The sequence below is a fragment of the Nostoc sp. genome (assembly GCF_036917465.1).
In the GTDB taxonomy this organism is placed as follows: Bacteria; Cyanobacteriota; Cyanobacteriia; order Cyanobacteriales; family Nostocaceae; genus Nostoc.
Window position 1 is genome coordinate 1 of record NZ_JBALDL010000092.1, and the last position, 26,585, is coordinate 26,585.

General features: G+C 41.4%; 24 protein-coding genes. 14 read left to right on the plus strand and 10 right to left on the minus strand.

Annotated features, from left to right (window positions below; genetic code table 11):
- The first annotated feature begins 429 nt into the window (after nt 1-429).
- The 3 genes from V7K38_RS25245 (at nt 430) to purN (ending at nt 2,788) form a co-directional block, all read left to right on the plus strand.
- Nucleotides 430-558 (plus strand): hypothetical protein, encoded by a 129-nt coding sequence (locus V7K38_RS25245; protein WP_334861786.1) that lies wholly within the window; start codon nt 430-432, stop codon nt 556-558.
- A 108-nt stretch (nt 559-666) separates the two neighbouring features.
- Nucleotides 667-1,908 (plus strand): bifunctional ornithine acetyltransferase/N-acetylglutamate synthase, encoded by a 1,242-nt coding sequence (gene argJ / locus V7K38_RS25250; RefSeq protein ID WP_334861788.1) that lies wholly within the window; start codon nt 667-669, stop codon nt 1,906-1,908.
- Nucleotides 1,909-2,119: 211 nt separating this feature from the next.
- Entirely contained in the window at nt 2,120-2,788 is a 669-nt protein-coding gene (purN, locus tag V7K38_RS25255; RefSeq protein ID WP_334861789.1) for a phosphoribosylglycinamide formyltransferase, read from the plus strand.
- Nucleotides 2,789-2,849: 61 nt separating this feature from the next.
- Here purN and V7K38_RS25260 read toward each other — a convergent pair whose 3' ends face one another.
- Nucleotides 2,850-5,438, minus strand: a complete 2,589-nt coding sequence (locus tag V7K38_RS25260) for a GAF domain-containing protein (protein ID WP_334861790.1) — start codon at nt 5,436-5,438, stop codon at nt 2,850-2,852.
- A gap of 657 nt (nt 5,439-6,095) precedes the next feature.
- Here V7K38_RS25260 and V7K38_RS25265 point away from each other — a divergent pair.
- The gene (locus V7K38_RS25265; RefSeq protein ID WP_334861791.1) at nt 6,096-6,536 is read left to right on the plus strand and encodes a hypothetical protein; all 441 of its coding nucleotides are present in this window, start codon (nt 6,096-6,098) and stop codon (nt 6,534-6,536) included.
- A 184-nt stretch (nt 6,537-6,720) separates the two neighbouring features.
- Here the strand turns inward: V7K38_RS25265 and V7K38_RS25270 are convergent, their stop codons facing one another.
- From V7K38_RS25270 to V7K38_RS25285, 4 genes are all read right to left on the minus strand, one after another.
- Nucleotides 6,721-7,323: a CPBP family intramembrane glutamic endopeptidase gene (locus V7K38_RS25270; RefSeq protein WP_334861825.1), complete on the minus strand. Its 603-nt coding sequence runs from the start codon at nt 7,321-7,323 to the stop codon at nt 6,721-6,723.
- A 63-nt stretch (nt 7,324-7,386) separates the two neighbouring features.
- The gene (locus tag V7K38_RS25275) at nt 7,387-8,454 is read right to left on the minus strand and encodes a DUF3326 domain-containing protein (protein ID WP_334861827.1); all 1,068 of its coding nucleotides are present in this window, start codon (nt 8,452-8,454) and stop codon (nt 7,387-7,389) included.
- An 80-nt stretch (nt 8,455-8,534) separates the two neighbouring features.
- Complete coding sequence (locus V7K38_RS25280; protein WP_334861792.1) at nt 8,535-8,711, minus strand: hypothetical protein; 177 nt, start codon at nt 8,709-8,711, stop codon at nt 8,535-8,537.
- Between the two features lie 148 nt (nt 8,712-8,859).
- Nucleotides 8,860-9,180 carry a 2Fe-2S iron-sulfur cluster-binding protein gene (locus V7K38_RS25285; protein ID WP_334861793.1) on the minus strand — a complete coding sequence of 107 codons (321 nt, stop codon included), beginning with the start codon at nt 9,178-9,180 and terminating at the stop codon, nt 8,860-8,862.
- A gap of 291 nt (nt 9,181-9,471) precedes the next feature.
- Between V7K38_RS25285 and acnB the strand changes: the two genes are divergently transcribed.
- The 5 genes from acnB to V7K38_RS25310 all read left to right on the plus strand — a co-directional run bounded on the left by acnB (nt 9,472) and on the right by V7K38_RS25310 (nt 14,407).
- Complete coding sequence (acnB, locus tag V7K38_RS25290; protein WP_334861795.1) at nt 9,472-12,102, plus strand: bifunctional aconitate hydratase 2/2-methylisocitrate dehydratase; 2,631 nt, start codon at nt 9,472-9,474, stop codon at nt 12,100-12,102.
- Nucleotides 12,103-12,159: 57 nt separating this feature from the next.
- A complete protein-coding gene (locus tag V7K38_RS25295; RefSeq protein ID WP_334861797.1) occupies nt 12,160-12,606 on the plus strand; it encodes a DUF29 domain-containing protein in 447 nt (148 codons plus the stop codon).
- Between the two features lie 13 nt (nt 12,607-12,619).
- Nucleotides 12,620-12,886, plus strand: a complete 267-nt coding sequence (locus V7K38_RS25300) for a type II toxin-antitoxin system HicB family antitoxin (protein WP_334861799.1) — start codon at nt 12,620-12,622, stop codon at nt 12,884-12,886.
- A complete protein-coding gene (locus tag V7K38_RS25305; RefSeq protein WP_334861801.1) occupies nt 12,879-13,118 on the plus strand; it encodes a type II toxin-antitoxin system HicA family toxin in 240 nt (79 codons plus the stop codon). The genes V7K38_RS25300 and V7K38_RS25305 overlap by 8 nt, the downstream gene beginning before the upstream one ends.
- Nucleotides 13,119-13,201: 83 nt before the next feature.
- Nucleotides 13,202-14,407 carry a hypothetical protein gene (locus V7K38_RS25310; protein ID WP_334861803.1) on the plus strand — a complete coding sequence of 402 codons (1,206 nt, stop codon included), beginning with the start codon at nt 13,202-13,204 and terminating at the stop codon, nt 14,405-14,407.
- Between the two features lie 329 nt (nt 14,408-14,736).
- On the opposite strand, the gene V7K38_RS25315 is transcribed toward V7K38_RS25310, so the two are convergent.
- The 3 genes from V7K38_RS25315 to V7K38_RS25325 all read right to left on the minus strand — a co-directional run bounded on the left by V7K38_RS25315 (nt 14,737) and on the right by V7K38_RS25325 (nt 18,465).
- Complete coding sequence (locus tag V7K38_RS25315; RefSeq protein WP_334861829.1) at nt 14,737-15,168, minus strand: hypothetical protein; 432 nt, start codon at nt 15,166-15,168, stop codon at nt 14,737-14,739.
- 117 nt (nt 15,169-15,285) lie between these two features.
- Nucleotides 15,286-16,548, minus strand: a complete 1,263-nt coding sequence (locus V7K38_RS25320) for a hybrid sensor histidine kinase/response regulator (protein ID WP_334861805.1) — start codon at nt 16,546-16,548, stop codon at nt 15,286-15,288.
- Nucleotides 16,549-16,578: 30 nt separating this feature from the next.
- Nucleotides 16,579-18,465 (minus strand): ATP-binding protein, encoded by a 1,887-nt coding sequence (locus V7K38_RS25325; RefSeq protein ID WP_334861808.1) that lies wholly within the window; start codon nt 18,463-18,465, stop codon nt 16,579-16,581.
- 283 nt (nt 18,466-18,748) lie between these two features.
- Between V7K38_RS25325 and petN the strand changes: the two genes are divergently transcribed.
- From petN to V7K38_RS25340, 3 genes are all read left to right on the plus strand, one after another.
- Entirely contained in the window at nt 18,749-18,838 is a 90-nt protein-coding gene (gene petN / locus V7K38_RS25330) for a cytochrome b6-f complex subunit PetN (RefSeq protein WP_017322509.1), read from the plus strand.
- Nucleotides 18,839-18,845: 7 nt separating this feature from the next.
- A complete protein-coding gene (locus V7K38_RS25335) occupies nt 18,846-19,007 on the plus strand; it encodes a hypothetical protein (protein ID WP_265271586.1) in 162 nt (53 codons plus the stop codon).
- Nucleotides 19,008-19,160: 153 nt separating this feature from the next.
- Nucleotides 19,161-22,292, plus strand: coding sequence for a GAF domain-containing sensor histidine kinase (locus V7K38_RS25340; RefSeq protein WP_334861815.1), 3,132 nt, complete (start codon nt 19,161-19,163; stop codon nt 22,290-22,292).
- 7 nt (nt 22,293-22,299) lie between these two features.
- Here the strand turns inward: V7K38_RS25340 and V7K38_RS25345 are convergent, their stop codons facing one another.
- Nucleotides 22,300-22,809 (minus strand): hypothetical protein, encoded by a 510-nt coding sequence (locus V7K38_RS25345; RefSeq protein WP_334861817.1) that lies wholly within the window; start codon nt 22,807-22,809, stop codon nt 22,300-22,302.
- A gap of 183 nt (nt 22,810-22,992) precedes the next feature.
- On the opposite strand from V7K38_RS25345, the gene V7K38_RS25350 reads away from it, so the two are divergent.
- Complete coding sequence (locus V7K38_RS25350; protein WP_334861819.1) at nt 22,993-23,817, plus strand: SirB1 family protein; 825 nt, start codon at nt 22,993-22,995, stop codon at nt 23,815-23,817.
- Between the two features lie 76 nt (nt 23,818-23,893).
- On the opposite strand, the gene V7K38_RS25355 is transcribed toward V7K38_RS25350, so the two are convergent.
- The gene (locus V7K38_RS25355; RefSeq protein WP_334861821.1) at nt 23,894-24,334 is read right to left on the minus strand and encodes an SRPBCC family protein; all 441 of its coding nucleotides are present in this window, start codon (nt 24,332-24,334) and stop codon (nt 23,894-23,896) included.
- Between the two features lie 291 nt (nt 24,335-24,625).
- Here V7K38_RS25355 and V7K38_RS25360 point away from each other — a divergent pair, with 291 nt between their 5' ends.
- Nucleotides 24,626-26,278, plus strand: coding sequence for a mechanosensitive ion channel (locus V7K38_RS25360; protein ID WP_334861823.1), 1,653 nt, complete (start codon nt 24,626-24,628; stop codon nt 26,276-26,278).
- The last annotated feature ends 307 nt before the right edge of the window (nt 26,279-26,585 follow it).

Sequence of the window (26,585 nt, forward strand, 5' to 3'; positions counted from 1 at the left end):
TCAGAGGTGAAACACTGTTGCGGCAACGATAGTTTAGGGGTCGCCCTACGCAAAAATAGCTCGATGCCAGGGATAATCTTACAACCGAAAAACCCGCTAGCCAACATCATAGCTCGCGGGTTTTTTCGTATTTATACTCATTACTGGAGTTTAGACTAGTTCCTGGTGCGAAACTGCTTCTGTTAGTTTGATTTCTCTACATTGTAAAAGATCCCAAATGGATTCTATAGTAGCAACAATGGGTGAACCAACCAACAATGTCTTTTTTAGCAACTGTTTCTAAGGCTTCTGTGATCGCTTGATCTAATGTCTTCATATAGTCCTTGCTACTTGCGATGCCTGCGGCTGACATAAGTATAAAATGCATTTAGTGGCGATAACCTCTGGGAGATAGCTGACTGGGAACTATTTTCGGAATTACCCACTGATGTGATTGATTACTGTGACACCCTCACAGATTACAAGCGGCTGAAATTTCTGGTCAAAATTATCAACACCTTGGTTAACGAAGAAGAAGCTGCTGCTTGCGGTAAACAACTTCAGTTACCCGTGAGGTGATTCAAAGGCGATCGCGGTTAATTCCTCATTGAGTAATTAAAATTTACCCTCAAAACTCTAAACTATTGAGAGGTTGTTCAAATCCCTGAATAGTTTAGAGTGAAGAAAATGGCAGATTGGCAAAAAATCATAGGTGGCATTACAGCGCCAAGGGGGTATCAGGCGGCGGGAATTACCGCAGGGTTGAAACCTTCGGGGTTGCCGGATTTAGCTTTGATATTCTCAGAGGTGGAAGCGATCGCAGCTGGTGTATTTACCACCAGTCAAGTTAAAGCTGCCTGTGTAGAATATTGTCGCCAACGCTTGCAAGCCAAACATAGCGCTCGTGCCATCCTGTGCAATGCTGGACAAGCAAACGCCGCTACAGGATCTCAAGGCAACCTTGATACCTTAGAGTCTGCTCTGGCAATAGCCCAAGCCCTGAATATCTCGTCTGAATCTGTCTTATTAGCTTCTACTGGCGTAATTGGTCAAAGAATTAAGATGGATGCTTTACGAAGTGGGATTCCCAAGGTAGTAGCAGCACTATCAACAACAGGTTCAGATGCCGCAGCCAGAGCAATTATCACTACAGACTTGGTAACAAAATCTATTGCCTTAGAGACAACTATAAACGAGCGTCCTGTCAGAATTGGTGGCATTGCCAAAGGTTCCGGTATGATCCATCCCAACATGGCAACCATGTTGGCATTTGTTACTTGTGATGCTGTGGTTTCGCCAGCTCTTTGGCAACAAATGTTAGTAAGGGCGGCTGATAGAAGCTTTAATTCTATTACTGTGGATGGTGATACCAGTACCAATGACAGCTTAATCGCCTTGGCAAATGGTCAATCTCGCACCCCAGCAATTACAGAATGGGGCGCAGAAGCAGAGAAATTAGAGGCGATGTTAACAGCAGTTTGTCAGCATTTAGCCAAAGCGATCGCTCGTGATGGTGAAGGCGCAACTTGTCTAATAGAAGTGGAAGTAACAGGGGGCCATGATGAAATCTCGGCCCGACAAATAGCCAAAACCATTGCTGGTTCATCCTTAGTTAAATCTGCAATCTTTGGACGAGATCCCAACTGGGGACGCATCGCCGCAGCTGCCGGACGTGCAGGTATACCCTTTGAACAAGAAAACCTGCAAATCAAGCTGGGGAATTTCTTAATGTTAGAAAATGGGCAACCCTTAACTTTTGATCGTGCAGCAGCGAGTGCTTATTTGAAAAAAGCAGCGACAAGTGCTTATCTCCAAGAAGATACGGTGTTAATCTCCGTTAACGTTGGCAATGGTTATGGTGTGGGTAAAGCTTGGGGTTGTGATTTAAGTTACGACTATGTGAGGATTAACGCCGAATATACTACTTGACACTTTCATCTCAAGTCTGGGTAATTAGTTATGACTTTCACAGTCATTGCACGCCATATTCCAAAACTGTACTGGCTCCCCTTAATTCTCTCTTCTGTGTACATACAAGTAAGTCGAATTACCCTGACTTTAAAAGTTTTCAGGATCAATATTTAATTCTCGCAGTTTTGCTGCTAGTTGCTCGGCTCTTTGTTTTTCTTCTTAGCTGTTTATGACCTTCCGCCCTGATTCTACCCCTAGCTTGGTTTCTCCTAGCATTAGCGATATTTGCCAACAAGTCGCCCCTTTAAAACTGGGAATTATGGCTTCTGGGAATGGCAGCAATTTTGATGTCGTTGCTCAAGCTATCCAAGATGGACAGCTAAATGCCCAAATCCAAGTTTTAATTTACAATAACCCCTCAGCAAAAGCAGCCGTCAGAGCAGCCAATAGAGGTGTCGAAGCTGTTTTGTTGAATCACCGCAACTATAAAAGTAGAGAAGAGTTGGATCAGAAAATTGTGCAGACATTACGGCAGTATGATGTGGAATGGGTGATTTTGGCAGGTTGGATGCGATTGTTAACGTCAGTGTTCATTGATGCCTTTCCTGACAAAATTATTAATATCCATCCTAGTTTGTTACCTAGTTTTAAGGGAATCCACGCTGTCGAACAAGCTTTGGCATCTGGGGTAAAAATAACTGGTTGTACGGCACATATAGCTTGTTTAGAAATGGATAGTGGCACAATATTGATGCAAGCCGCAGTCCCAGTATTGCCGGATGATACAGCAGAAACACTCCACGCCAGGATTCAAGTTCAGGAACATCGAATTTTACCATTAGCGATCGCTCTGGCAGCTTCTTCATCAAAAGACTACACTCAGCCTAACTTAAGCTAAATTTAGATACCCAACATGCAGATAGGGGCAATTGATCAATTGCTCTTACAGCATGTAACTATTAATTAGGGTTAATTTCACCAACTTCATACGCTTCCAAAAGCCTAGCATGATCGAGAGTAAATCCTACTTGCATGGCTATCTGGGTAAATAAATCAATCTCAGGCTGTTGCCAATCACGAGTCGAAGAACACTGATGTGCAATTAACAAACCAAATAACTGCTCGTCTTTAATAATAGGTGCGACTAAATTTGCTTTCACACCAAAAGATTCGAGCAGGCTAATGTGACAATCAGCCAAACCTGACTCATAAATGTTATTGATTGCGACGACACGACCAGATTGGTACTTTTCTACATAACTTTCAGTGAAACACGGGTCGTAGATTTTAGAGCGCAAAACTTTGGGATAACCTGGAACCACTGATTCGGCAATTATAACTCCAAACCAGTTAGCATAGAAGCTATAAATCAGTACTCGGTCAATACTCAATCCTTTGCGAACCTCTTCAACAGTGGTTTTCAAGACATCTTCTTCTTTGAGCGATTGGCGAATACTACGGGTAATATTCACTAGTAATTGACTTCGCATACTTTCAGCTTCGACTCGTTGCAGAAGTCTGGCATGAGCGAGAGCAAATCCTACTTGCATGGCTATTTGGGCAAATAAATCAATCTCAGATTGTTGCCAATCACGAGGTCTGGAGCATTGATGTGCAATTAATAAACCATACAACTGCTCGTCTTTGAGAATGGGAGCTACCAAGTTAGCTTTTACACCAAAAGATTCGAGTAAGTTAATGTGACAATCAGCCAAGCCGACTTCATAAATATTGTTTATTGCCAGAACCCGGCCAGACTGATACTCTTCTACATAGCCTTGACCAAAACATGGATCTTCGATTTCAGCCCGCAAAATTTTTGGGTAGGTGAGAACAACTGATTCGGCAATTACAGTTCCAGACCAATTAGGGTTAAAGCTATAAACCATCACTCGGTCAGTACTCAGTACTTTGCGAACTTCTTCTACAGTCGTTTTTAAAACATCTTCTTCGTTGAGCGATTGGCGAATGCTGCCGATAGTATCCACTAGCAACTGACTTTGTACACCTTCAGCTTCGACACGTTGTAGCAGCCTAGCATGGTCGAGAGCAAATCCGACTTGCATGGCTACTTGGGTAAACAAATCAATTTCAGGCTGTTGCCAATCACGAGGTCTGGAACAATGATGTGCAATTAATAAGCCAAATAACTGCTCGTCTTTGAGAATAGGTGCGACTAAGTTTGCTTTTACAGCAAAGGATTCGAGTAGGCTAATGTGACAATCAGCTAAACCTGACTCATGAATGTTGTTTGTAGCGACAACGCGACCAGACTGATATTTTTCTACATAACCCTGACCGAAGCAGATGTCTTGGATTTCCGATCGCAACACTCTGGGATAACCTGGAACTACTGATTCTGCAATCACAGTTCCAGACCAATTAGGGTTAAAGCTATAAACTAGCACTCGGTCGGTACTAAGTGCTTTGCGAACTTCTTCTACAGTGCTTTTTAAAACATCCTCTTCGTTGAGCGATTGGCGAATGCTGCGGGTAATTTCGATAAATGTTTGAGCTTTATCTGCTTTGGTATCTACTTGTTCTAGAAGTTGGGTGTAGTCAAGAGCAAATCCGACTTGCATGGCTATCTGAACAAACAAATCAATCTCAGACTGCTGCCAAAAACGCTGCCTATAACACTGATGAGCAATCAATAAACCAAATAGCTCTTTGCCTTTGAAAATAGGTGCTACTAAATTAGATTTGACAGCAAATTGCTGAAGCAACTCAATATCACCATCACTGAGATCGGCTTGGAGGATATTATCAGTAGCACGGGTATAACCATTCTGGTATTTTTCTCTATACTCTGCCTCGAACCCAGACTCAGAGACTGTAACCCCTAATATTTTGGGTAAACCCGGTGCTACTGACTCAGTGATAAAGGTTCCATTACTGTTGGAGTTGGAGTTGAAGCAAAAGATAGTTACACGGTCAATGCTTAAAGCTTTACGAATCTCTTCTGAGGTAGTTTTGAGAACATCCTGTTCATTGAATGATTCTCGAACCCATCGCGTGATTTTGATCAATAGTTGGGAGTAATCGGTTTCGGCTTCTTTCTCTTGTGCCAGAACCGAAAGCAGTTCTGTGAATAAGCTGATGTTTCTCTCTAACATCACTAACTCATCTTCGTTAGCGATAAAAGTTTGAGTAAAATCGCTGTCTGGACGTAGCTTATTCTTGATATCATTTGATATTGCCGCAGCATTGCTGATTCGAGTCATAGCTCGATTTGCCACAAAAACAGCGATCGCACCTGCTACAATTGCTGTTCCCCCCATCCCAGCTAACAAGAGTGACAATTGTCTTTGTTGTAAAGCAAGTTCAGTGTCTAATAAAGTTTTAGAAGTCTCTTGTCTAACTTGCGGAATCTGTCTGGTAATTAAATTAATTCCATAAAAGTAAGTAGCTGTTCCAATTGCAACCACAGGAAGGACACTTATACTTAGTACCCAAACTATTACTTTAGTCTTTAAGCTCCCTTTTTGTTGCCACAGCCTTTGTTGGCGATTTCGCCTTGCTTGGTTTTGAGAAAAAGACTGACTCATAAATGAAACCTGGATTGCTGCAATTGAGAATCAAGTAAATGACCTCACCACCAAATTCTACACAAAACTTATTAAACAAAGATTGACTTTTAGGAGTATTTTTAGACACTAACCTTCTGTGTCATGTCTCAATAAGGCTTTTGGTTCCTTTCACCTCAAGCTGATTAACGGGATTGTTAACAATAAAATGGCGTAGGCGTAGCCCATCGTAGATATCGCTTTGTTGGAATACCTCATTTTCTCATCAGGTGTTGCGATTTTTTGGCTAGAGAGCTAAACAATCTTTCTCTTTTAAGACAATCGTTATGTAAATTGCATTTGTCGTTATAAACACACAATTTTTTATAACAACAACTTAAGCTGTGCTAATCACAGCTTAAGTTGTTGTTATGAATGCTTAAACTGTGGTTACTAAAACTTAATTTGCAATAAAAACAATTTAGCTATGGTTAGCAGAACTTAAATTGTTGTTATGAGTATCAAAGCTGTGGTTATAAATGCTTAAGTTGCCATTAGGATTGGAAATTATCAAATAACTTCCGAGAATTTACCAGTATTCATCTGATAAAAAAATACAATGTTTGTGGATTTTGCTGAACCAAAATTTAGTTTAAATAGAGCATAGTAGCTTTATAAACTTCACAAACAAATAAATTTATGTCTCGGAAAAAACGCATGTCCCGCGTTCTAGAAAAAGCTGAGTTGAGATCCTCTGGACTCAAAGCAATTGATGCCAATCTGGATCTTGGAGATGCTTATAACTTAAAAAACATGACAGCATTAATTGAGAAGTTACGCATCAAGATAGACGCTCTTAACACTGCTTTAATCGTTGTTGACTCTTCCAGGGCAGAGATTGAAGAGTTAGAACAAAGCTTGGGCAGTTTATCTGAGAAAATGCTGATAGGAGTTGCTTTTAAATATGGCAAAGACAGCCGGGAATATGAAATGGCAGGTGGGGTTCGTACCAGTGAACGTATCCGCAGAAGCAGATTGAGCCGCTTGAAAAATCTTACACACCAAGCATCTGGTGAGAGCGCTCAAGTTACCAAAACAGTGCTGAGTGCTGTTAGCGATAGCGGGGCGTTTAGCCCGTAACAAGTAGTGAGTAAAAAGTAAGGTTAATTTAATTCAGCACTCCTGAAGTAATTTAATTTATGATATTAGGATATTAGGACTCATATTTGATTGTTGAAAAAGAATCAGCACAACTTGATGATCCTTCTTACCTATTGCCTATTGCTTTTCATCTACCTATGCGATCGCACTAATTCCTCCAAGCTCAAAATTTATTTTTTAATTGCCGCAATTGCCACATTTTCCAAAAATAACTAGAAGTCCAATTGGTAATCATGTGCGCGACAATCGGCACTAATAAGTTTCCCGTGAGCAAGGCACTATATGCGAATATGATCCCGACAATGGTTGCCCAAATCACATAAGGCCATTGTTGGGAACCACTAAAATGCAAAACGCCAAAGCAAACACTAGATACAATTACAGCTAGACTATCCAAGCCTAAAGCTGACAGCATTACACCCCGAAATAACAATTCTTCACTTAAACCTGGTAGCAAGCCCAGCCAAATTAAATCTGGTAAAGCTAAGGGTTTTAGTACCACTTCTAGATAATAATCTGCACTTTTTCGGTAGGGAGTCCAAACGCGATAAGCTACACCACTTAACGCGGTGATCAGGAACCCCAATCCTACACCCAACAGCAAATCCTTTTTATCCCACTTCCAAGAAAATAGGGGAAAGTTACCAAAGTGCAACGACACTTTGGCGACTATCAACAAAATGATTGCAGTTACTCCCATCGCTCCAAGTACTTGGATGCGCGTCATGTATGGAATTTCTGGCTCTTGCTTGTGTTGTTCAATCACGGGTTTTTTAAGAGTGGGGCATTGGACATTGGGCATTGGGCATTGGGCATTGTGGGAAAATAACTAATGACTAATGACTAATGACTCTAAAGGTGATAATTTGGGACGGAGAGCAGAGGGGTTGATGCCTGCTTTGTGAGCTACCAATACACCTACAGCTTCTAAATATGAGTTTACCTGTATAACTTTTATCCCCAACGGTTGGGGAGGAACTTCGATCAGAGTTTTATTTTCTTCTACTGTAATTATTTGGCATCGTCTTTGGCTTAAACTCATTAAGGCACTGCTACCACAAGCAGTTGCAGGTGCGATCGCAGCATCAACTTCATCAGCCCAAATATCTTCTTGCTGCGATCCGATTGCTCCTCTCTCTATTATAAATTGTGGCGCACGACTTAATCCGACAAGGACACAGGGCAAAAAGGTATAGCCCAATTCTTCGGCGGCGGAACGGGGAGATAAATCAGGTTGTGGAGGTTCGCCCAAAAGGGCGGGAGAATGGGCGCAAGGAATTTGAAAGGTTCGCACTAGCAAATGGCTAATTACAGCTTCAGCACCCGCTAAGGAATCTACACCTTCACCTTGGCGATATTTTTGTACTGCTCCCTCATCCATATCATCAGGGAAACGGGCAACAACTGCGATCGCTTCAGCCCCCGCTTTCTTAATTAATATCTCAGCTGCCCGTAACAAACTATCTGGGTTGCCAATTGTTCCCCAACTAGCTCCCGATGCTGTAGTCCGTAATTCTACATTTAACGGTGCATCAGTAATTACATAATCTGTTAAGGTCAATCCCAGAGTTGCTCTGACTGCATCTGCTGCTTGTATATGTCGTAGCCGTAACTCTGGCTCAATGCCTTGGTCTAAAAGCAAACCTACTTTATTAGTGCGGACTGGACGTAAACCCCAGCATCCAGAGGCGAATTTGTCAAGCCCGTAACCTTCAACATAGAAAGCGTTAGGGAGATTCCAGTACAAACTTGCGCCATTGAGGACATTGGGGTGAGTAATTAGGCGATCGCAAACCTGTGCTATAACTCTAGCAACAGGCAAAGCATCTCCTGCATAACCCCCAATGGCAGCCCCAACACCAGTTGGTACAATTAAGATAGCGGTGTATGGATGCATATTTTGGGCATTGGGCATGGGGCATGGGGCATGGGGCATTGGTTATTAACTCATCTCCCTCATCTCCCCACTTCCCACTCCTAACTCTTAACTGTAACAACGGCTTCAACTGTAGCTTTTTGTTCGTCAATATCTACAGAGGTAACAGCCCAACGCAGGGGTTCACCTTGTTTCTTCAACTCTGTTTCAATTACTTCTAGTAATTCTGCGGGAGTTTCTTGTAAATCAATTTCTGCGGTAATAAAATGAGTTGTCATCTTGGTAAATCCTGTTGATTTGTAGTTTATAGAATAGCTGATGTCAGATGCCATGAAATACTTCTGTTATTTCTCAGTTTTGGTAATGTTCAACGAACAGTTATTCAGTGATGAAGAATCATCCGATATACTGATAACTGTTCACAGATTATTTGCCTTTGCCAAATTGTAATTGATAAACTATGTCTTCCTTTTCTGTCTCAAGTTTCAAATCAGAAAGGGGTTTGGCAACACAAAGCAATACGTAACCTTGCTTTTGCAAATCTGGACTAACACCCATGCCATCAGCTTGATCTACAGTTCCCTGAGATATTTGACCGGCGCAAGTTGTGCAAACACCTGCATTGCAAGAACTTGGTAGTTCCAAACCAGCAGTATCGGCAACTGATAAGATCGTTTCATCTTCGGGAACTTGCAAAGTATGAATTTTGCCTTGGTGATTAATTTCTACGGTGTAAGTTTTAGACATATACAAAGGAAGTGTGACACAGAGGACAAATAAATTATCTTATCTGATAAATAGACAGAGTACCAAATTAACAAAGACGAAAAGAGAATTATTTTCAAAGAGCTTTATCGGGAAAAATAGCTATACAGTGATAATTATAAGTCCTTGCTAGACAAAAAACTTAAAGCAAGGAGATTCACTTCCTGTTAATTCCACTTGTAAAGACTTGTGAGGTTGAATGCTCTTGAAACTAGGGAAGTGATGATACACACTTAAACGATGTTTGGTTAAATATTTGGAGTGGAGTTAAGAATGCTGGAATCATATCGTAAACATGTTGCCGAAAGAGCAGCACTGGGAATTCCCCCCTTAGCATTGGATGCGAAGCAAACATCTGAACTGTGCGAATTGCTGAAAAATCCGCCAAAGGGTCAAGAGGATATATTATTGCATTTATTGAGCGATCGCGTTTCTCCTGGTGTCGATCCAGCAGCCTATGTCAAAGCTGGATTTCTCACTGCGATCGCCAAAAAGGAAATCACCAGCCCGTTGGTTTCGCGCATAGAAGCGGTGCAATTGTTAGGGACAATGGTAGGTGGTTACAATGTGCAAGCTTTAATCGATTTGCTGCAATGGCCAACCGTATCCGTCTCAGACTCATCTGAAACACCTCTGGTAATGGGTGGGCAAGGAAAGGAACCCATCGCCGCTTATGCAGCCAACGCCTTAAGCAAAATCCTCTTGGTGTATGACGCTTACCACGATGTTTTAGAGTTGTCTAAAACCAATCCTTTCGCCAAGCGGGTGATAGACTCTTGGGCGGAAGCTGAATGGTTTACCGTTCGCCCAACCGTACCAGAAGCGATTACTATCACCGTTTTTAAAGTTCCTGGCGAAACCAACACCGACGACTTATCCCCCGCCCAAAGCGCCACAACTCGCCCAGATATTCCCTTACACGCCTTAGTAATGTTAGAGTCACGGCAACCGGGAAGCTTGGCAACCATTGCCGAACTGAAGAAAAAAGGGCATCCTGTCGCTTACGTTGGGGATGTAGTTGGTACAGGTTCCTCGCGTAAATCTGCTATTAACTCGGTGTTATGGCACACAGGAAATAATATACCTTTTGTGCCAAACAAACGCGCTGGGGGTTATGTTTTAGGTGGTGCGATCGCGCCTATCTTCTTTAACACAGCCGAAGATGCCGGTGCTTTGCCTATTCAGTGCGATGTCACCAAACTAGAAACCGGCATGGTAATTACTATCCATCCTTACAAAGGCGAAATCACCAACGAAACAGGCGAAGTCATTTCCACCTTTGCCCTTAAACCTGATACCATCCTCGATGAAGTCCGCGCAGGTGGACGCATCCCCCTACTTATCGGACGTACCCTCACCGATAAAACTCGTCTTTCACTCGGTTTAGAACCCAGCACCGTTTTTACCCGTCCCCAGCAAGCCTTGGATACAGGTAAAGGCTACACCCTAGCGCAGAAAATGGTTGGTAAAGCTTGCGGATTACCTGGTGTGCGTCCCGGCACATCTTGCGAACCCATCATTACTACCGTTGGTTCCCAGGATACCACAGGCCCCATGACCCGCGATGAATTAACAGAACTCGCCTGTCTTGGTTTCAGTGCAGACTTAGTTATCCAAAGTTTCTGCCATACAGCCGCTTATCCCAAACCAGTAGACATCAAAACCCATCACGAACTCCCCGATTTCTTTGCCTCTCGTGGCGGTGTTGCCCTGCGTCCCGGTGATGGTATCATCCACTCTTGGTTAAACCGGATGCTGCTACCCGACACCGTGGGAACTGGCGGCGACTCGCACACCCGCTTCCCCTTGGGTATTTCTTTCCCCGCAGGTTCAGGATTAGTGGCCTTTGCGGCGGCTTTGGGTGTCATGCCTTTAGATATGCCAGAGTCAGTATTAGTAAGATTTAAAGGTGAATTGCAACCAGGTGTAACTCTGCGGGATGTTGTGAATGCCATTCCCTACGTAGCAATTCAAAAAGGTTTGTTGACAGCAGAGAAGCAGAATAAGAAAAATGTTTTCTCCGGGCGAATTCTAGAAATAGAAGGTTTGCCAGATTTAAAAGTTGAACAAGCCTTTGAACTCACCGATGCAAGTGCGGAACGTTCTTGTGCCGGATGCACAATTAAGCTGAGTGTAGAGACAATATCTGAATATCTGCGTTCTAACGTAGCCTTACTGAAAAATATGATCGCACGGGGCTATCACGATCCGCGTACCATGCTACGCCGTGTGGCAAAGATGGAAGAATGGTTAGCAAATCCCGTGTTATTAGAAGGCGATGGTGATGCTGAATATGCCGAAATAATTGAAATTGATTTGAACGAAATCAAAGAACCAATTGTTGCTGCTCCCAATGACCCCGATAATGTTAAGTTATTATCGGAAGTTGCTAACGATCCAGTGCAAGAAGTATTTGTCGGTTCTTGTATGACAAATATCGGTCATTATCGGGCAACAGCCAAAGTTTTGGAAGGCGCAGGTGAAGTAAAAACTCGCTTGTGGATAGCACCACCAACGCGCATGGATGAACACCAATTAAAAGAAGAAGGTGTATATAGCGTGTTTGGGGCTGCGGGTGCGCGGACAGAAATGCCCGGATGCAGTTTGTGCATGGGTAATCAGGCGCGAGTTGCTGATGGCACAACAGTGTTTTCTACCTCTACCCGCAACTTCAATAATCGCATGGGTAAAGATGCGCGGGTGTATCTTGGTTCAGCAGAATTAGCCGCAGTTTGTGCGCTGCTGGGGCGGCTTCCCACAGTGCAGGAATATTTGGATATTGTGGCGAGTAGAATTCATCCTTTTGCCGATGATTTGTATCGGTATTTGAACTTTGATCAAATCCTCGGTTTTGAGGATGAAGGGCGCGTGATTTCTCAAGAGGATCAGGCTTTGTTGGTATAGTTTAATTAGGTGGGTGTTATGCCCACCTAATCTTTAACGTTTCCAAGAGGAATATTAATGACCAGTCCATCTTTTATCAACGAAAAAAATCTCTATGAACAAGACTTTTACTTGTGGACACAAAGAATTGCCCAGCAGTTAAAACAAAATAATTTTAATGAAATAGATATACCTAATCTAATTGAAGAAATTGAAAGCATGGGGAGAAGTGAAAAACGCGAGTTAAAAACTCGATTAATTGTGCTATTGATGCACTTACTGAAATGGCAATATCAACCAGAAAAACGTAGTGAGAGTTGGCGCAGTACTATTTCTGAACAACGTATATGTATTGAAACATTATTAGAAGATAGTCCCAGTTTACAACCTCTACTTGCAGAAGTATTTGAAAATTGTTATCAAAAAGCTTGTCTCAAAGCATCTGAGGAAACAGGGATTAAATTAAATTTCTTTCCTCAAGAATCCCCTTTTACATTAGAAGAAACTTTAAAAAATAGTTATTAGGTTGAAGGAAAGAATGAATTTTTATACCGTCGTACTTAGAAAGAATTCTGGCTATTGGGTTGCTTTATGTTTAGAAAACGGCATTGTCGGGCAGGGAAATAGTCAAGAAGATGCAATTAAAAAACTGAAAGAAGCAATTGAATCTTTTGAAATTGTTTATGAGTCTGAAAGTAATATTTATAAATCTCCCGTTTCAATAGATGAATTACATGAATTTTTATTTGTTGAAGAAAAAGAACAAGATTCAGAGATATATGAATTAAGGAAGGTTTATGCCTAAAAATATACCTTCCCTGAAACCAAAGGAGTTAATTAAGCTTTTAGAACAAGCAGGTTGCACATTTCATAGAGAAGGAAAAGGCGACCATTGTTTATATACTCGTGAAGTCGATGGTAAAAGGAGAGTAGTTCCTATAGATATGGGTGCAAGAGAAATGTCTCCTGCTTATATTTTGCGTATTTTTCGCCAGTTTGGTTTTACTGATGAGGAAGTTGAGAGTCTGTTAAAATAGATGATATTTCAGTATTTACACCATTTTTAACAGTATAAAAAATATAATAATTTGTATATAGATTATTATATTTAAAAATATTCATGCCCTACCTCAAATCGAAACATTTAACAACCAACTCAAAAAGACGGAATGATGAGTCAGCCAAAGCGAATCGTAAATTAATCTACATTGGCGGAAAAATTCGCTTTCAGTCTGAACAAGATTTAGAAGATTATATTGAAGCTTATTTTGACATAATATTCCCAGAATTGGTTTTAATTAAACGTCAGCATAGTCTCAAAATGCAGCGTTGTGATTTGCTATACTGTAGCAAATTAGATAAACAAGCAGTCATTATTGAATTAAAAAACGAAGAAGATAGAGGATTAGTATCTCAGCTATTGAGATATAGAAAAAGTATTTTACAAAATCAATCTTTTGCCGATAGAATCGATTACTCATTACCGATAAAATTAATCGCTATTGCTCCTACTTTTCATGAAGACAACTATACAGATAAAGAAGCATCAAGATTTGAAGATGATATATGTTTTTGGAAATTCCATGTCGAATATCAGACAACAACTCCTAAATTCCAATTAGAAGGTAAGAACTATGATATTCTTTACCCTGTGTTTGGCTTACCTGGTAGCTTACAAAATGAAGACCTACTAAGTACAATCTTGCCAGCTTTCACTCATAACTTTGAAAATCACTTACCTGTAGATGCTCGTCAAAATTTTAGAATCATCAGAGAGCTTTTCATGGCTCAACCAAAAATCAAAGAAATGGTTAGCCCTACTTATAGAAAAATACTATATGGTACTGGCGAAGGAGAAAATCATAAGAAACTAGCTGAAATAACTAATACAGGTAAAGGAATATGGTTATTTCTTTGGTTGCCAACTAAGGTGAAAACTAACATCAAAATTCCATTAGCACGATTTGGTTTTGTATTAGCTGCAAATAATAGCCATTTTGCTCAAGATTCTGTCGTTGAATGGTTGGTGTGTACTAAGACTACCGTTAATCTTGAAGAGAATTCTAACAATAATTTTTGTTTCTCATTTGACAGGCATGGTATGTCGAAATGGACAAATGCAAATGTGTATTTATGTCAAGCCTCATCCAATTATGGGAGAAATATAAACACTTTAGATTTATTGATATATCTCCTGAAGGGTGCTACCCGTCCTTTTGATATTTCTCTTTTAGAATCGTGGTGGTCACAGGAAAGAAATACTCCTACAAATTTGGGATGGTATATTGATTTAGCTATTAAGACTTGGAACTATAGGATTAAGTAAAAAACAGAAAATAAAAATCTTATTGATTTCATCAATATCAATTTTAGTCAAGCTTTAGGAGTAAAAAACAAATAACAATGTTTGAATCTAATTGACCATTCTATCAACGCGATCGCACCCTCGCACTTTTCACACAGACCTAACCCCCCAACCCCCTTCCCTTGTAGGGAAGGGGGAGAAATCAGGCTCCCCTCTCCGCCTCGGAGAGGTCAATGCGATCGCTACCTTGTTGACGAAAATATTATGCTTCCAGTGACAAAGTGGTTTTGATTTTCAACCTTGAGTTTACCGCAAATCCAAGGTAATGCTTGAATACAGGCGCGGCAAATCTATGATGAAAAAGGTTTAACCCAACGGAGTTTAATGGCGAGATCAAGAGCGATCGCTGCAAGCACAAACCACAATAAACTTTCTGCCGCTAATACCAAAAAAGGCCAAATTATGCTATTGGAATTCCACCCAAGCTCTAGCTGAGTCAATCCCCGCACCAAACCAAAGGCTAGAACACCACCGGCTTTGAGTTGGGGATTTTTATCTGAGCGGATGATATAGCGGTAGGTGACACCAAATAGTAAGCCAATAAAAGTTGCAACAGCAGCACTCACCCACAAGCGCCAGTTAATATCGCTGTGCAGACTTGCGAGGATCTGAAAATACTTTGCTAGTACAAGAGTATTCAAGAGACTGGCAAGCACAAAACCAAAACACACAGATAAACCTCCAACTATTCCAGCCTTGAGGGATTCTATACGTTCTGCCATTAATTGAGGATCTAAAGTTTGATTCACTCTCTATAGAAATTAGATATTAGGGAAATTTTTCCCGATATCTAGTATTATAAATACTAAAGCAGCTTTGTAATTAATTCAATGTTGCTATTATATGGGAATTTTGATGATAAACTCAGTTCCCACACCTGCTTGAGAATTTACATCTAATACACCATTGTGTTTCTCTACAACTATTTCATAAGCAATTGACAAGCCAAGTCCAGTACCTTTACCAACTGTTTTTGTAGTAAATAACGGCTCAAATAAGCGTTTTTTCAGCCGTTCAGGAATACCAATTCCATTGTCAGCAATCCGAATTACAGCCAAGTTTTCCGAATCTATTTCTGTTACAATTTTAATCTCAGGAATTAGATTCCTCATTTTGCCTTCCATTATAGCTTCATCAAGGGCATCAATTGCATTTGCCAGAATGTTCATAAATACTTGATTCATCTGGCCTAGATAGCAATTTACCTCTGGTAATCCTCCATAATTTTTAATAACTTCAATACCGGGACGCTCGCCATTAGCCTTAAGACGGTGTTGCAAAATTATTAGTGTACTATCTAGTCCTTGGTGCAAATCAGCAGATATTTTTGTATCATTATCCGAGCGAGAGAAATTGCGGAGTGAATTAGAAAGATTTTGAATTCTTTCACTTCCTAGCTGGAGTGAGTTCAAAATTTTTACCATATCTTCGAGAACGAAGTTTAAATCCAACTTCTCAATAGTAGTGGTAATTTTGGCTGTTGGATTGGGATACTCTTGTTTATACAGTAAAAGTAACTCAGTTACACCTGCAATATATTCTTTCAATGGTGGAATATTGCTAGAAATAAAGTTGATGGGATTGTTGATTTCATGTCCAATACCAGCGATTAACTCTCCGAGTGTAGATAGTTTTTCTTGCTGTACCAGTTGGACTTGAGCTTGTTGCAAAGCCTTGGTGCGATCGCTAATTTGTTGTTCCAAAGATTCAGTCAGTTTTTTGAGTTGTAAATGCACGCGCACTCTAGCAATTACTTCCTCTTGGGCGAAGGGTTTCGGAATATAGTCTACTGCACCAAGTAAAAATCCCTTGCTTTTGCTTTCCGTATCCGCTAAAGCAGTGGTGAAAATAATCGGAATGTTTTGGGTGACAGGATTAGCTTTGAGGCGACGACAAGTTTCAAATCCATCAATACCTGGCATTTGTACATCCAGTAAAATCAGCTCTGGTTGATTGCGTTCAGCCTGAGCGATCGCAGTTTCTCCATCGACTGCAACCCGGAAACGAAAACCCTCACTATTGAGCGTTGCACACAGGACAGATAAATTTGTCGGATTATCATCCACAATTAAAATAAATCCGTTATTTTGGGGTTTGATCATGATGAATTAGAAATTGAAATTTAACTTAAATTAATTAATGGATTCTTCAATAAACGTTTCCAAACGTTTGAGTTGGAAATTACTAGCAAGCTGCATGAGTTGCTGGGAAAAAATGTTTAGCTTATCATTAGATGCAGAAAGTTTTTCAGCCAGTTCTAAAATACTCTGAATGTCGCCATCTTGTGCTAGTTCGAGTAATTCTTGTAAAACCTCTTTGCCAGGATAAATCACCTGATTTTGTTGATTAAACCCATCTGGAGAGATTTTTTTCACGGTGTCTACATTAGCGTCAAAAATCCACTCCAGTTGCAAAAACTGTCGGAGCATTTCTAGCAGATTTTCAGCCTCTATAGGCTTTGGTAAAAATGCATCTGCACCTACATCAATACTTTTGTGTTGATCGACTGCAAATACACTTGCTGACGAAGCGATGATTGGAATTTCTTTAAATGCCGTCGACTGACGCAAACGATGAATGAATTCAAATCCATCCAATATAGGCATCACCAAATCAGTGATAATCATGTCTGGTTCGTGGGCTAGAGACTGTACCCATGCTTCTTGACCATTAGTAGCTTCTATAACAGTAAATCCAACCGGCTCTAGTAAATTTACAATTACCGATCGGTTTTCCCATTTATCATCCGCAATCAAAATAGTGCGCCTTTGTCCTTGATAACCAATAATAGTTCCCTGCTCAACTACTCTAGAAACTTTTGCCCAGTCTTTAGATTCTGACAATTTTGCCTCAAACCAGAAAGTGCTACCTTTGCCAAATTCACTTTTCACCTGAATTTTACCACCCATCAATAAAACAATTTTTTGGCTGATCGCTAATCCTAAGCCTGTACCTTCAGATTGTCGTTTCTGACTCCCTACTTGCTCAAAAGGCTGGAAGATTTTCTCAGCTTGTTCAGGGGTTATACCTGTGCCAGTATCTATTACCTCAAAGCGAATTTTGTAGTTAGTTTTTTCATTAGCATTTGATTCTTGCTCAACTACCTGAGCTTTGAAGGTGACACTGCCTTGATTAGTAAATTTCATGGCATTACTAAGCAAGTTAATCAGTACTTGCCGTAAGCGTTTTTCATCAGCATGAATACCAGTTGGTAAATCAGGATCGAGTTCGACCTTAAATGCGATGACTTTTTGTTCTGCTCGGATGCGGCAAATTTCAGTCACACTATCTATAAAGGCAGGTAAGTAGAAATCAACAGGATACAATTCCAACTTTCGGGCTTCTATCTTGGAGAGATCCAGAACATCATTAATTAAGGTTAAAAGATGAGAACCACATTGATAAATAACGCTGAGTCCTTTGCGTCCTTTTTCGCTCAAAGATTCTGTGCGTTGGATAATTTGTGTATAGCCCAGGATGCCGTTAAGAGGTGTGCGTAGTTCATGACTCATATTAGCGAGAAATTCACTCTTGGCTTGGTTGGAGTTTTGAGCTACTTCCTCCGCAAGGCGTAGTTCTTTCTCAATGCGCTTGCGCTCAACAATTTCAGTTGAAAGGACTCGATTAATAACTTCTAACTGGGCTGGGCTGGGTAGTGTCAGAGCTTGAGGCATGAGGTAAAATAATGCAAATGCCGTGTATATGGAAATAATGGCAGTTAAAGCTTTTAAAGTACCTGCAATCCAATAGTCTGGGTGCCAAAGCGTCCAAATATCTATCAAGTGTCCAGTACCGCAGGCAATGATAAAAGCACCAAATAACAAAAATACTCCATTGAAAGGAACATCTTTGCGCTTAGAAATAAAGTAAATCAGTAGGAAGGGAATAGAATAATAGGCCAGAGCGATCGTCGCATCAGAAATAATGTGGAGCCAAACTAATCCAGTTTGCCAGAGATAACAATGTCCGTGGGGAATAAAACCATTAGATTGGAAAGGATAGTTGAAAAATGTCGGCATAATACTAGGGGTTGTTGAATTTGAAATATATACCCGTAACCCTAGTATTCCCAGACCATCTAGTTAAGAAAGCGCGATCGCTATTTTTTCACATTAGTCTTTAATTAATGCTTGAAGTACCAGCTTACTAAGATAAGAGCGTGTCCCCTTTGCGACCCCGAATAGCCCGTCGTAGACATCGCATACCAAAGTTACAATGTAATTTATAAAAAAAATCTCAGCCTGCCCAATCCCTGTATGATAAATATTAGAAACCTTTTGTAATTATTTGAAAAGTGGGACTATGGAGATTTTGACACTAGGTTGGGTAGCACTGTTAGTTGTGTTCACTTGGTCAATTGCAATGGTAGTTTGGGGACGTAACGGACTGTAGAGGTATTGTGGAAAGTCCATTTTTGAGTATTTTAACAATAGTAGCCGTAGTACTGCTTGTAGTAGTCACCGGTGGAATTGGTTATTTGACTGTGGCAGATTGGCGCGATCGCCGTCGCCGAGATGAAGAAAAACGCACCAGCCGCAGCGCCACTCCCAAGCGGCGATAATCTTCTCGTGGTTGAAAAATGTTTTTGTAGGGACACGATAGTATCGTGTCCCTACATTGTTTTTTTGGCATTTTTAGAAAATAATTGTTACCTTTGCGATCGCTAAGGGAATCATGAGATAGAAGACTTTCAATATTTAAAGTCCCACTGGGAATGGAAAACTCCTCTAATAGTCAACCCATAGAACCAAATTCAAAACAGCAAGAATCTCATTCACATCAGAATGAGCAACAAAAAGCCTTGTCTGGAGTTATAGCCCGCATCCGCGAGTCTCTAGATATAGACGCGATCTTCAAAATTACAGTCACTGAAATCCGCCAACTTCTGAAAACCGATCGGGTTGGCGTGTTTCGTTTCTATCCTAATTTGGCATGGGAAGGGGAATTTATCTATGAAGATGTGGCAACAGAATGGAATTCGGCACTAGCAACTAAATTGCGCGACCATTGCTTTGGTGAAGAATTTGCACTATTATATCAGAAAGGCCGAATTAAAGCAATAGCTGATATTTATCAAGTTAATGCCAGTGATTGCTACATCCAGATTCTAGAAAGATTCCAAGTCCGTGCCAATCTAACTGTCCCCTTAATAAAAGGTAAAGATTTATGGGGATTGTTATGTATTCATCAGTGTAGTAGTCTTCGCCAATGGGAAGCATCAGAAATTGAGTTTGTGCAATTAATCGCTGAACATCTAGGAGTTGCTTTACAGCAAGCAGATTACCTAGAACAAGTAAAACTACAATCGGCACAACTAGCACAAGCAAAAGCTAGAGAAAAAGCAGCCCAATGGCAGAAAATCATCGCCATCACGATTGAGAAAATTCGTCAGTCTCTAGACTTAGGAAGTATTTTCCACACAACCACCGGAGAACTTAGGCAGCTGCTCAATGCTGACCGCGTGGCTATTTATCGCTTCCATCCCGATTGGAGTGGTGAATTCGTGTTTGAATCAGTGGCAGAGGGTTGGATTTCCCTGATTGATGAACAATTTCAACGGCCGGAAGTGACTGAAAACGTCAGTGACTGTAGCGCCAAAGATTTAGCTAAACCCCCAGTTGCTGATACTTATTTACAAGATACAGAAGGTGGTAGTTTTAGCAGTTGTCAAGTATATCGGATTTGTAATGATATTTACAATTCAGGCTTTAGCGACTGCTACATTAAAATCCTAGAAATTTATCAGGCAAGAGCCTATGTAATCATTGCCATTTATCAAGGTCAGAAACTCTGGGGCTTGCTAGCAGTCTACCAGAACGCCGACACCCGTGATTGGCAAAAAGATGAAGTTTACTTGCTTACCCAAGTGGGAACGCAATTAGGTGTGGCTTTGCAGCAAGCGGAATTTATCCAACAAATGCAAATCCAAGCAGCAGAGATTAGTAAAGCTGCGGAAAGGCAAAGGGCGTTAGCGAACACCGTAGAAAAAATTCGTCAGTCTCTTGATATTGAAGCCATCTTTAAAACCACAACTCAAGAAGTCCGGCGGCTATTAGAAGTGGAACGAGTCGCAATTTACCGCTTCTATCCTGATTGGAGTGGCGAATTTGTCGCCGATTCCATTGTTGATGGCTGGACACCAATGGTTAAGCCACAGCCGGTAACACAAGGCGTTTTTGTGCAAGAAAAGCAAGCGGGTAAGTATCCACGGAATGAAGCTTTTGTACCAATTTCTCAGGGCGAAAAGTTGTGGGGATTGTTAGTAGCTTATCAAAACTCCCAGCCCCGTTATTGGCAAGATGAGGAAATCAACTTATTGGCGCAAGTTGGCGTTCAATTGGGGGTAGCATTACAGCAAGCTGAGTCATTGAAACAGATGCAGGTGCAGTCCCAAAAATTGGCTAAAGCCGCCGAACGAGAACGGAAAGCAGCCCAAAGGGAAAAGGCATTAGCCGCAACGGTGGAGAAAATTCGCCAGTCTCTTGATATTGACACTATTTTTGCTACTAGTACAGAAGAAGTCCGGCGGTTATTGGAAGTTGATCGAGTCACAATCTATCGATTCCGGGCTGATGGGAGTGGCGAATTTGTTGCTGAGTCTTTAGCCCAAGATTGGATACCAGTAAGGGATATTTTACCTGCGATGTCTGCAACAGGCTACGCCTATGCAAGTAACTACTTGCAAGAACCCCAAAACGGAGATTTTGCTAATGGTAAAAGTATTGTCATTAAGGATATTTACAGCACCGATGATTCTATTCCTTATATTGTCATGCTTGAGCTAATGGAGGCTAGGGCATATATGATTGTGCCGATTTTTCAAGGTGATAAACTTTGGGGATTACTAGCAGCTTATCAAAATATCAAACCCCGTGATTGGCAAGAAGATGAGGTAGATTTGCTGATGCAGATTGGTACTCAGTTAGGCGTAGGACTTCAGCAAGCGGAATTACTCGCACAAACTCAACGTCAGAAAGAAGAAATTACCCAGACTCTGAAAGAATTACAACATACTCAGAGCCAGTTAATTCAGAGTGAAAAGATGGCAGGTTTAGGGCAATTAGTTGCTGGTATAGCACATGAAATTAACAACCCCATTAGTTTTATTTATGGCAACATTACCTATGTTACTGAACATGCTGAAAATTTATTCAAATTACTGCGTCTATATCAGAAACAGTATCCTAAAACAACAGAGGAAATTAAAAAGCAAGTAGCAGCATTGGATTTAGATTTCATTAGTGATGACTTGCCAAAAATTCTTACTTCCATGAAGATAGGGGCAGATCGGATCTCTCAACTAGTCTTATCGTTGCGAAGTTTTTCTCGACTTGATGAAACAGGAATGAAGCACGTTGATCTTCATGAAGGCATCGACAGTACTTTGTTGATTTTACAACATCGACTGCAACCAGAGACTAATTCTCTTGCTATTGAGGTAGTTAAGCAATATGGTGAATTGCCCTTAGTACTCTGCTATGCAGCCCAGATGAATCAGGTGTTTATGAATATTCTCAACAACGCGATCGATGCACTGGAAAACTTAGCAACTAGTAGAAAAAAAATTGACAATCCTAAAATTTTGATTCGTACAGAAGTCATCAAAGGGAATACTATTCTGATTTGCATCGCTGACAATGGTTGTGGGATTCCAGAGATGGTGCGATCGCGCATTTTTGAACCTTTCTTTACCACCAAACAACCCGGACAAGGTACTGGCTTGGGGTTATCTATTAGCTACCAAATTATTGTGGAAAAACACGTTGGTAATATCCAGTGTGTTTCTGAACCCGGTAACGGCTGTGAGTTCTGGATAGAAATCCCCATGAAACGGATAGTTAACTAAGAAAAAATCAGGCGATTTCTTCTGAAACAGTAGGGGTATGGCGGCAACTCTTGGAGAGGCTACGCCAACGCCAACGCTTTTTAACGGAGTCGCGGAACTCCCCACCTTCTCTGCGAGACGCTAACGCGAACAATGAATGTACTCTAATGGTAGGTATTGTGAGCCAAGCTTTGAGGATTACATCTGGAATTGATTTTAAAGGAAGAGTAAAAACAAATTCTGGATGTATGACGAATCCCCAGGATTTTCTGGTAAGATATATAATGTCTTGACCCTCTGGGTTCAAAATCGCTCTTTGAGGGATAACCCTCAAGATCGCGTTTTTCACCATCAATGCCACAAGCGAAAACCAAGAGCTTTTAGGTATATGTCGCAAGAAAAAGATTTTGGTGTTGAGTACCAAGACTCCTGCCCTTGAAGGGAATGTCAGACAAAAAAAACTACTGAGTAATTGATGGCTATTCCCGATGAATTGGGAGCGATCAACTTCAGCTGTAGGCAAGTCTGAGTAGTTCACCGAACCACAAAGACACGAAGGAAGAAAAAAAGACGCGATCGCACAAGAGTTTCGGATTTAGGTTTTACACTTGAATATCCATAAGATAAAGATAGATACAAAAAACTGCTTTTAGTCAAGCCACGATGTCAGGGTTGGGCGTAGGTGCGGCTTCATCCTCACACTTTCACCGAGCAACAGGTTATGAATTTATCGTCAGCGCGACAATATTTTTACCAGGAAATTCAGCAGTCTGACGATCATATTGACCTAGCAAAGGCAGCTTTGTATATTGCACAAGAAGAATATCCCAAGCTAGATCCAGAGGAATATCTCAACGCCCTTGATACAATGGCATGGGAGCTTCAAGAACGCCTACCAGACTCACGATATCCTTTGCGGATCGTTCAAAATATTAATCAGTATCTATACGAAGATTTAAAGTTTTCTGGTAATAAAATTGACTATTACGACCCGCGTAACAGCTTTTTCAATGATGTAATTGACCGCCGACTGGGGATTCCTATTAGCTTGGCGTTGGTTTACCTAGAGATTGCCCGACGAATTGATTTTCCGATGGTGGGTGTGGGGATGCCAGGACATTTTCTGATCCGCCCGGATATTCCAGATATAGAAATTTTCGTCGATGCCTTCAATGGCGGTGAAATAATATTCGCCCAAGATTGCGAGGAACGGCTGTCTCAAATTTATCAGCAACCCGTGACGCTACAACCAGAATTTTTAGCGATAGTCAGTAATCGGCAATTTTTGGCACGGATGCTGACAAATTTAAAATTTATTTACCTTAAACAACAAGAGTTAGAAAAAACCCTCGCCGCGATTGAACGAATTTTATTGCTTTTTCCTAATATAACTTTAGAGTTGCGCGATCGCGGTCTGATCTCCTATCAACTTGGTAACTACCCCCAAGCCGTAGACGATTTACAAAATTATTTAGCAAAAGTTCCTGATGCCCAGGATGCATTAATGATTCGGCGGCTACTTACTGAATTGGGGAATGGGGAATAGGGAATGGGGAATGGGGAAGAAAGAAGGGAGTAGGGGGCAGGGGGAAAATAACCAATTCTCAATTCCCAATGCCCAATTACAAATTTTCTGCGACTCGTTTGAGGCGGCGGAGTTGGGCTTGCATATCTTCTTTTGTCCAAGATGCGGCGAAGGTGTTGAAACCCCAACTTACTAAGGAATTAGGAATATCAAACTCAAAACGGTTCAGTAGAAGCGTTCCCTTTTCTGTGGGTTGACATTCCCAGCGATCGCGCCCTTGAAAAAATCCCTGGAATTCCCAAACTACCAAACCCGGTTGTCGTTCCACAACTACGCTATTCAACGTCGGTTTCAGTAGAGGAATTTGAATGATAAAACGACTTTTGCTGCCTACATCAGTACTCCAAGCTTCACCCACAGGTTCGCAACGGAGGACGGGGTTGAGCCAGCGTTGCATGATAGCTAAATCGCTAATACAGCGCTCTACCACCGTAGCCGTAGCATTAATTTGAATCGATTGCTCCAAAACTTGGGACATTCCACATTCTTTGATGCTGTTGCTGCAATTAGAGTAACGCAAAATTAAGCGAAATAGGGAGTGCGGGCAGAGAGTAGGGAGCAAGGGAGCAGGGAGCAGGGGAAGATGAGAGAGAAGAATTAATAACCAATAACCAATGCCCAATGCCCAATTCCCAATTCTCAATTCCCAATGCCCAATGCTCAATTCCAATAGATTAAATCAAAATATGTATGTGTTTACTGGTAAATTTATAGGCAAAACACTTACTCAGTGTTTGCGGCGAATACTTAAGCTTAATTCCCGAAAACCATGAACACAACTTTGCAAGGAATAACCCAGGTGATAGGAGTTGGTTTGCCCATGAAGGTGCAGCAATTTTTGGCACAATCGCCTAGCCTGCAACCGATACAACCAGCAGTCAATCAAGGAATTGCTGATGTGCAAGGTATTGTTCAACAGATAATTCTGTTTACACCCCGTCTACTAGGGGCAGTAGCAATTTTGTTAGTAGGTTGGCTAATTGCTGCGATCGCAGCAGCAGTAACCCAAGGAATCCTCAAGCGTACAAACATCGATAACCGCATTGCCGCAGGGATAACGGGTCGTCAAGATGTTCCCCAAGTGGAGAAATTAATCTCCGGCTTAGTCTTTTGGAGCATTATCCTATTGACGGCGGTAGCTGTTTTACAGACATTGGATCTGGAAATTGCCTCTCGACCCCTCAATAATTTTCTCGATCAACTTATTGGCTTTTTGCCAAAGTTGGTTGGTGCAGGAATCCTTTTGGCAACCGCTTGGTTTTTGGCGACCATTGTGAAGATTATCACTGTGCGCTCATTACAGGCATTTAATCTGGATGAGCGTTTGAATCCAGAACCAGAAGACAACGCACCCAGCCTGAATCAGTTGTCTCTAAGTGACACGATTGGCAATGCTCTGTATTGGTTTATCTTTTTACTGTTTCTCGCCCCAGTTTTAGATACTCTCGGACTAAGGCAGGCTCTACAACCAGTACAAGCCCTAATTACACAAGTTCTGCTAGTTCTGCCGAACATTTTAGCGGCGGCGTTAATTGCTGTAGTTGGTTGGTTTATAGCTAATGTGGTGCGCCGGATTGTGACTAACTTGTTGGCAACAACTGGAATCGACCATTTAGGTAGTCGCTTAGGATTATCTACGGCTCAGGGGGTGCAACCTCTATCCAGTATTCTTGGCACAATTGTCTATGTTTTGATTTTGATTCCTGTGGCGATCGCAGCGCTTAATGCCTTGCGAATTGATGCGATATCTATCCCGGCGATCGCCATGCTGCAACAGGTTCTTAATGCCCTACCTGCAATCTTTACAGCTGTCGCAATTTTAATTGTTGCCTATTTCTTGGGGCGGTTTGTCGCGGATTTGGTAACAAGTATTCTCACCAATTTAGGCTTTAATAACATTTTCACCGTCTTGGGTTTGACAACACCCAGCAGACGCATCGAAGTTTCCACTGAACCAACAACTGCCCATATTCCCAGCCGAACTCCATCGGAAATTGCGGGTATTGTTGCCTTAGTGGGTATCATGCTATTTGCAACGGTGGCGGCAGTGAATATCTTGAATATTCCAGCCCTGACAGCATTAGTTTCTGGTATTGTCATCATATTCGGGCGGATTTTGGCGGGATTAGTTATCTTTGCCATTGGCTTATTCTTGGCAAATCTGGCTTTTAATATCATTACCAGTTCCGGCGAACGTCAGGCAGAGATTTTAGGACAAGTAGCGCGGATTGCCATTATTGCTTTAGTCTCTGCAATGGCACTACAACAGATTGGAGTTGCCAGTGATATTGTGAATTTAGCCTTTGGACTTTTACTCGGTGCGATCGCAGTTGCCATTGCCCTAGCCTTTGGTCTTGGAGGGCGCGATATTGCCCGCGAGCAAGTTCAAGAATGGCTAAACTCTTTCAAAGGTAGAAATTAAAAGTTGATGAAGGCGCAATTTCTTCTGTAAATTTCGAAAAGTGCAACCCTAAGCATTAATAGTGGAGAAAATGTATCGGCAATTTTACCTAAAAGGTTAAAAGTTACAACTTAGAAGCTCGGAATTTGAGTGTAGAACTTGGCATTTTGAGTTCAGAAGCTCAAGTTTCGAGTTAAAAGGTCGAACTGCCGAGTTCAAAGGTCGGACTGCCGAGTTCAAAGGTCGGACTGCCAAGTTCAAAGGTCGGACTGCCAAGTTCAAAGGTCGGACTGCCAAGTTCAAAGGTCGGACTGCCAAGTTCAAAGGT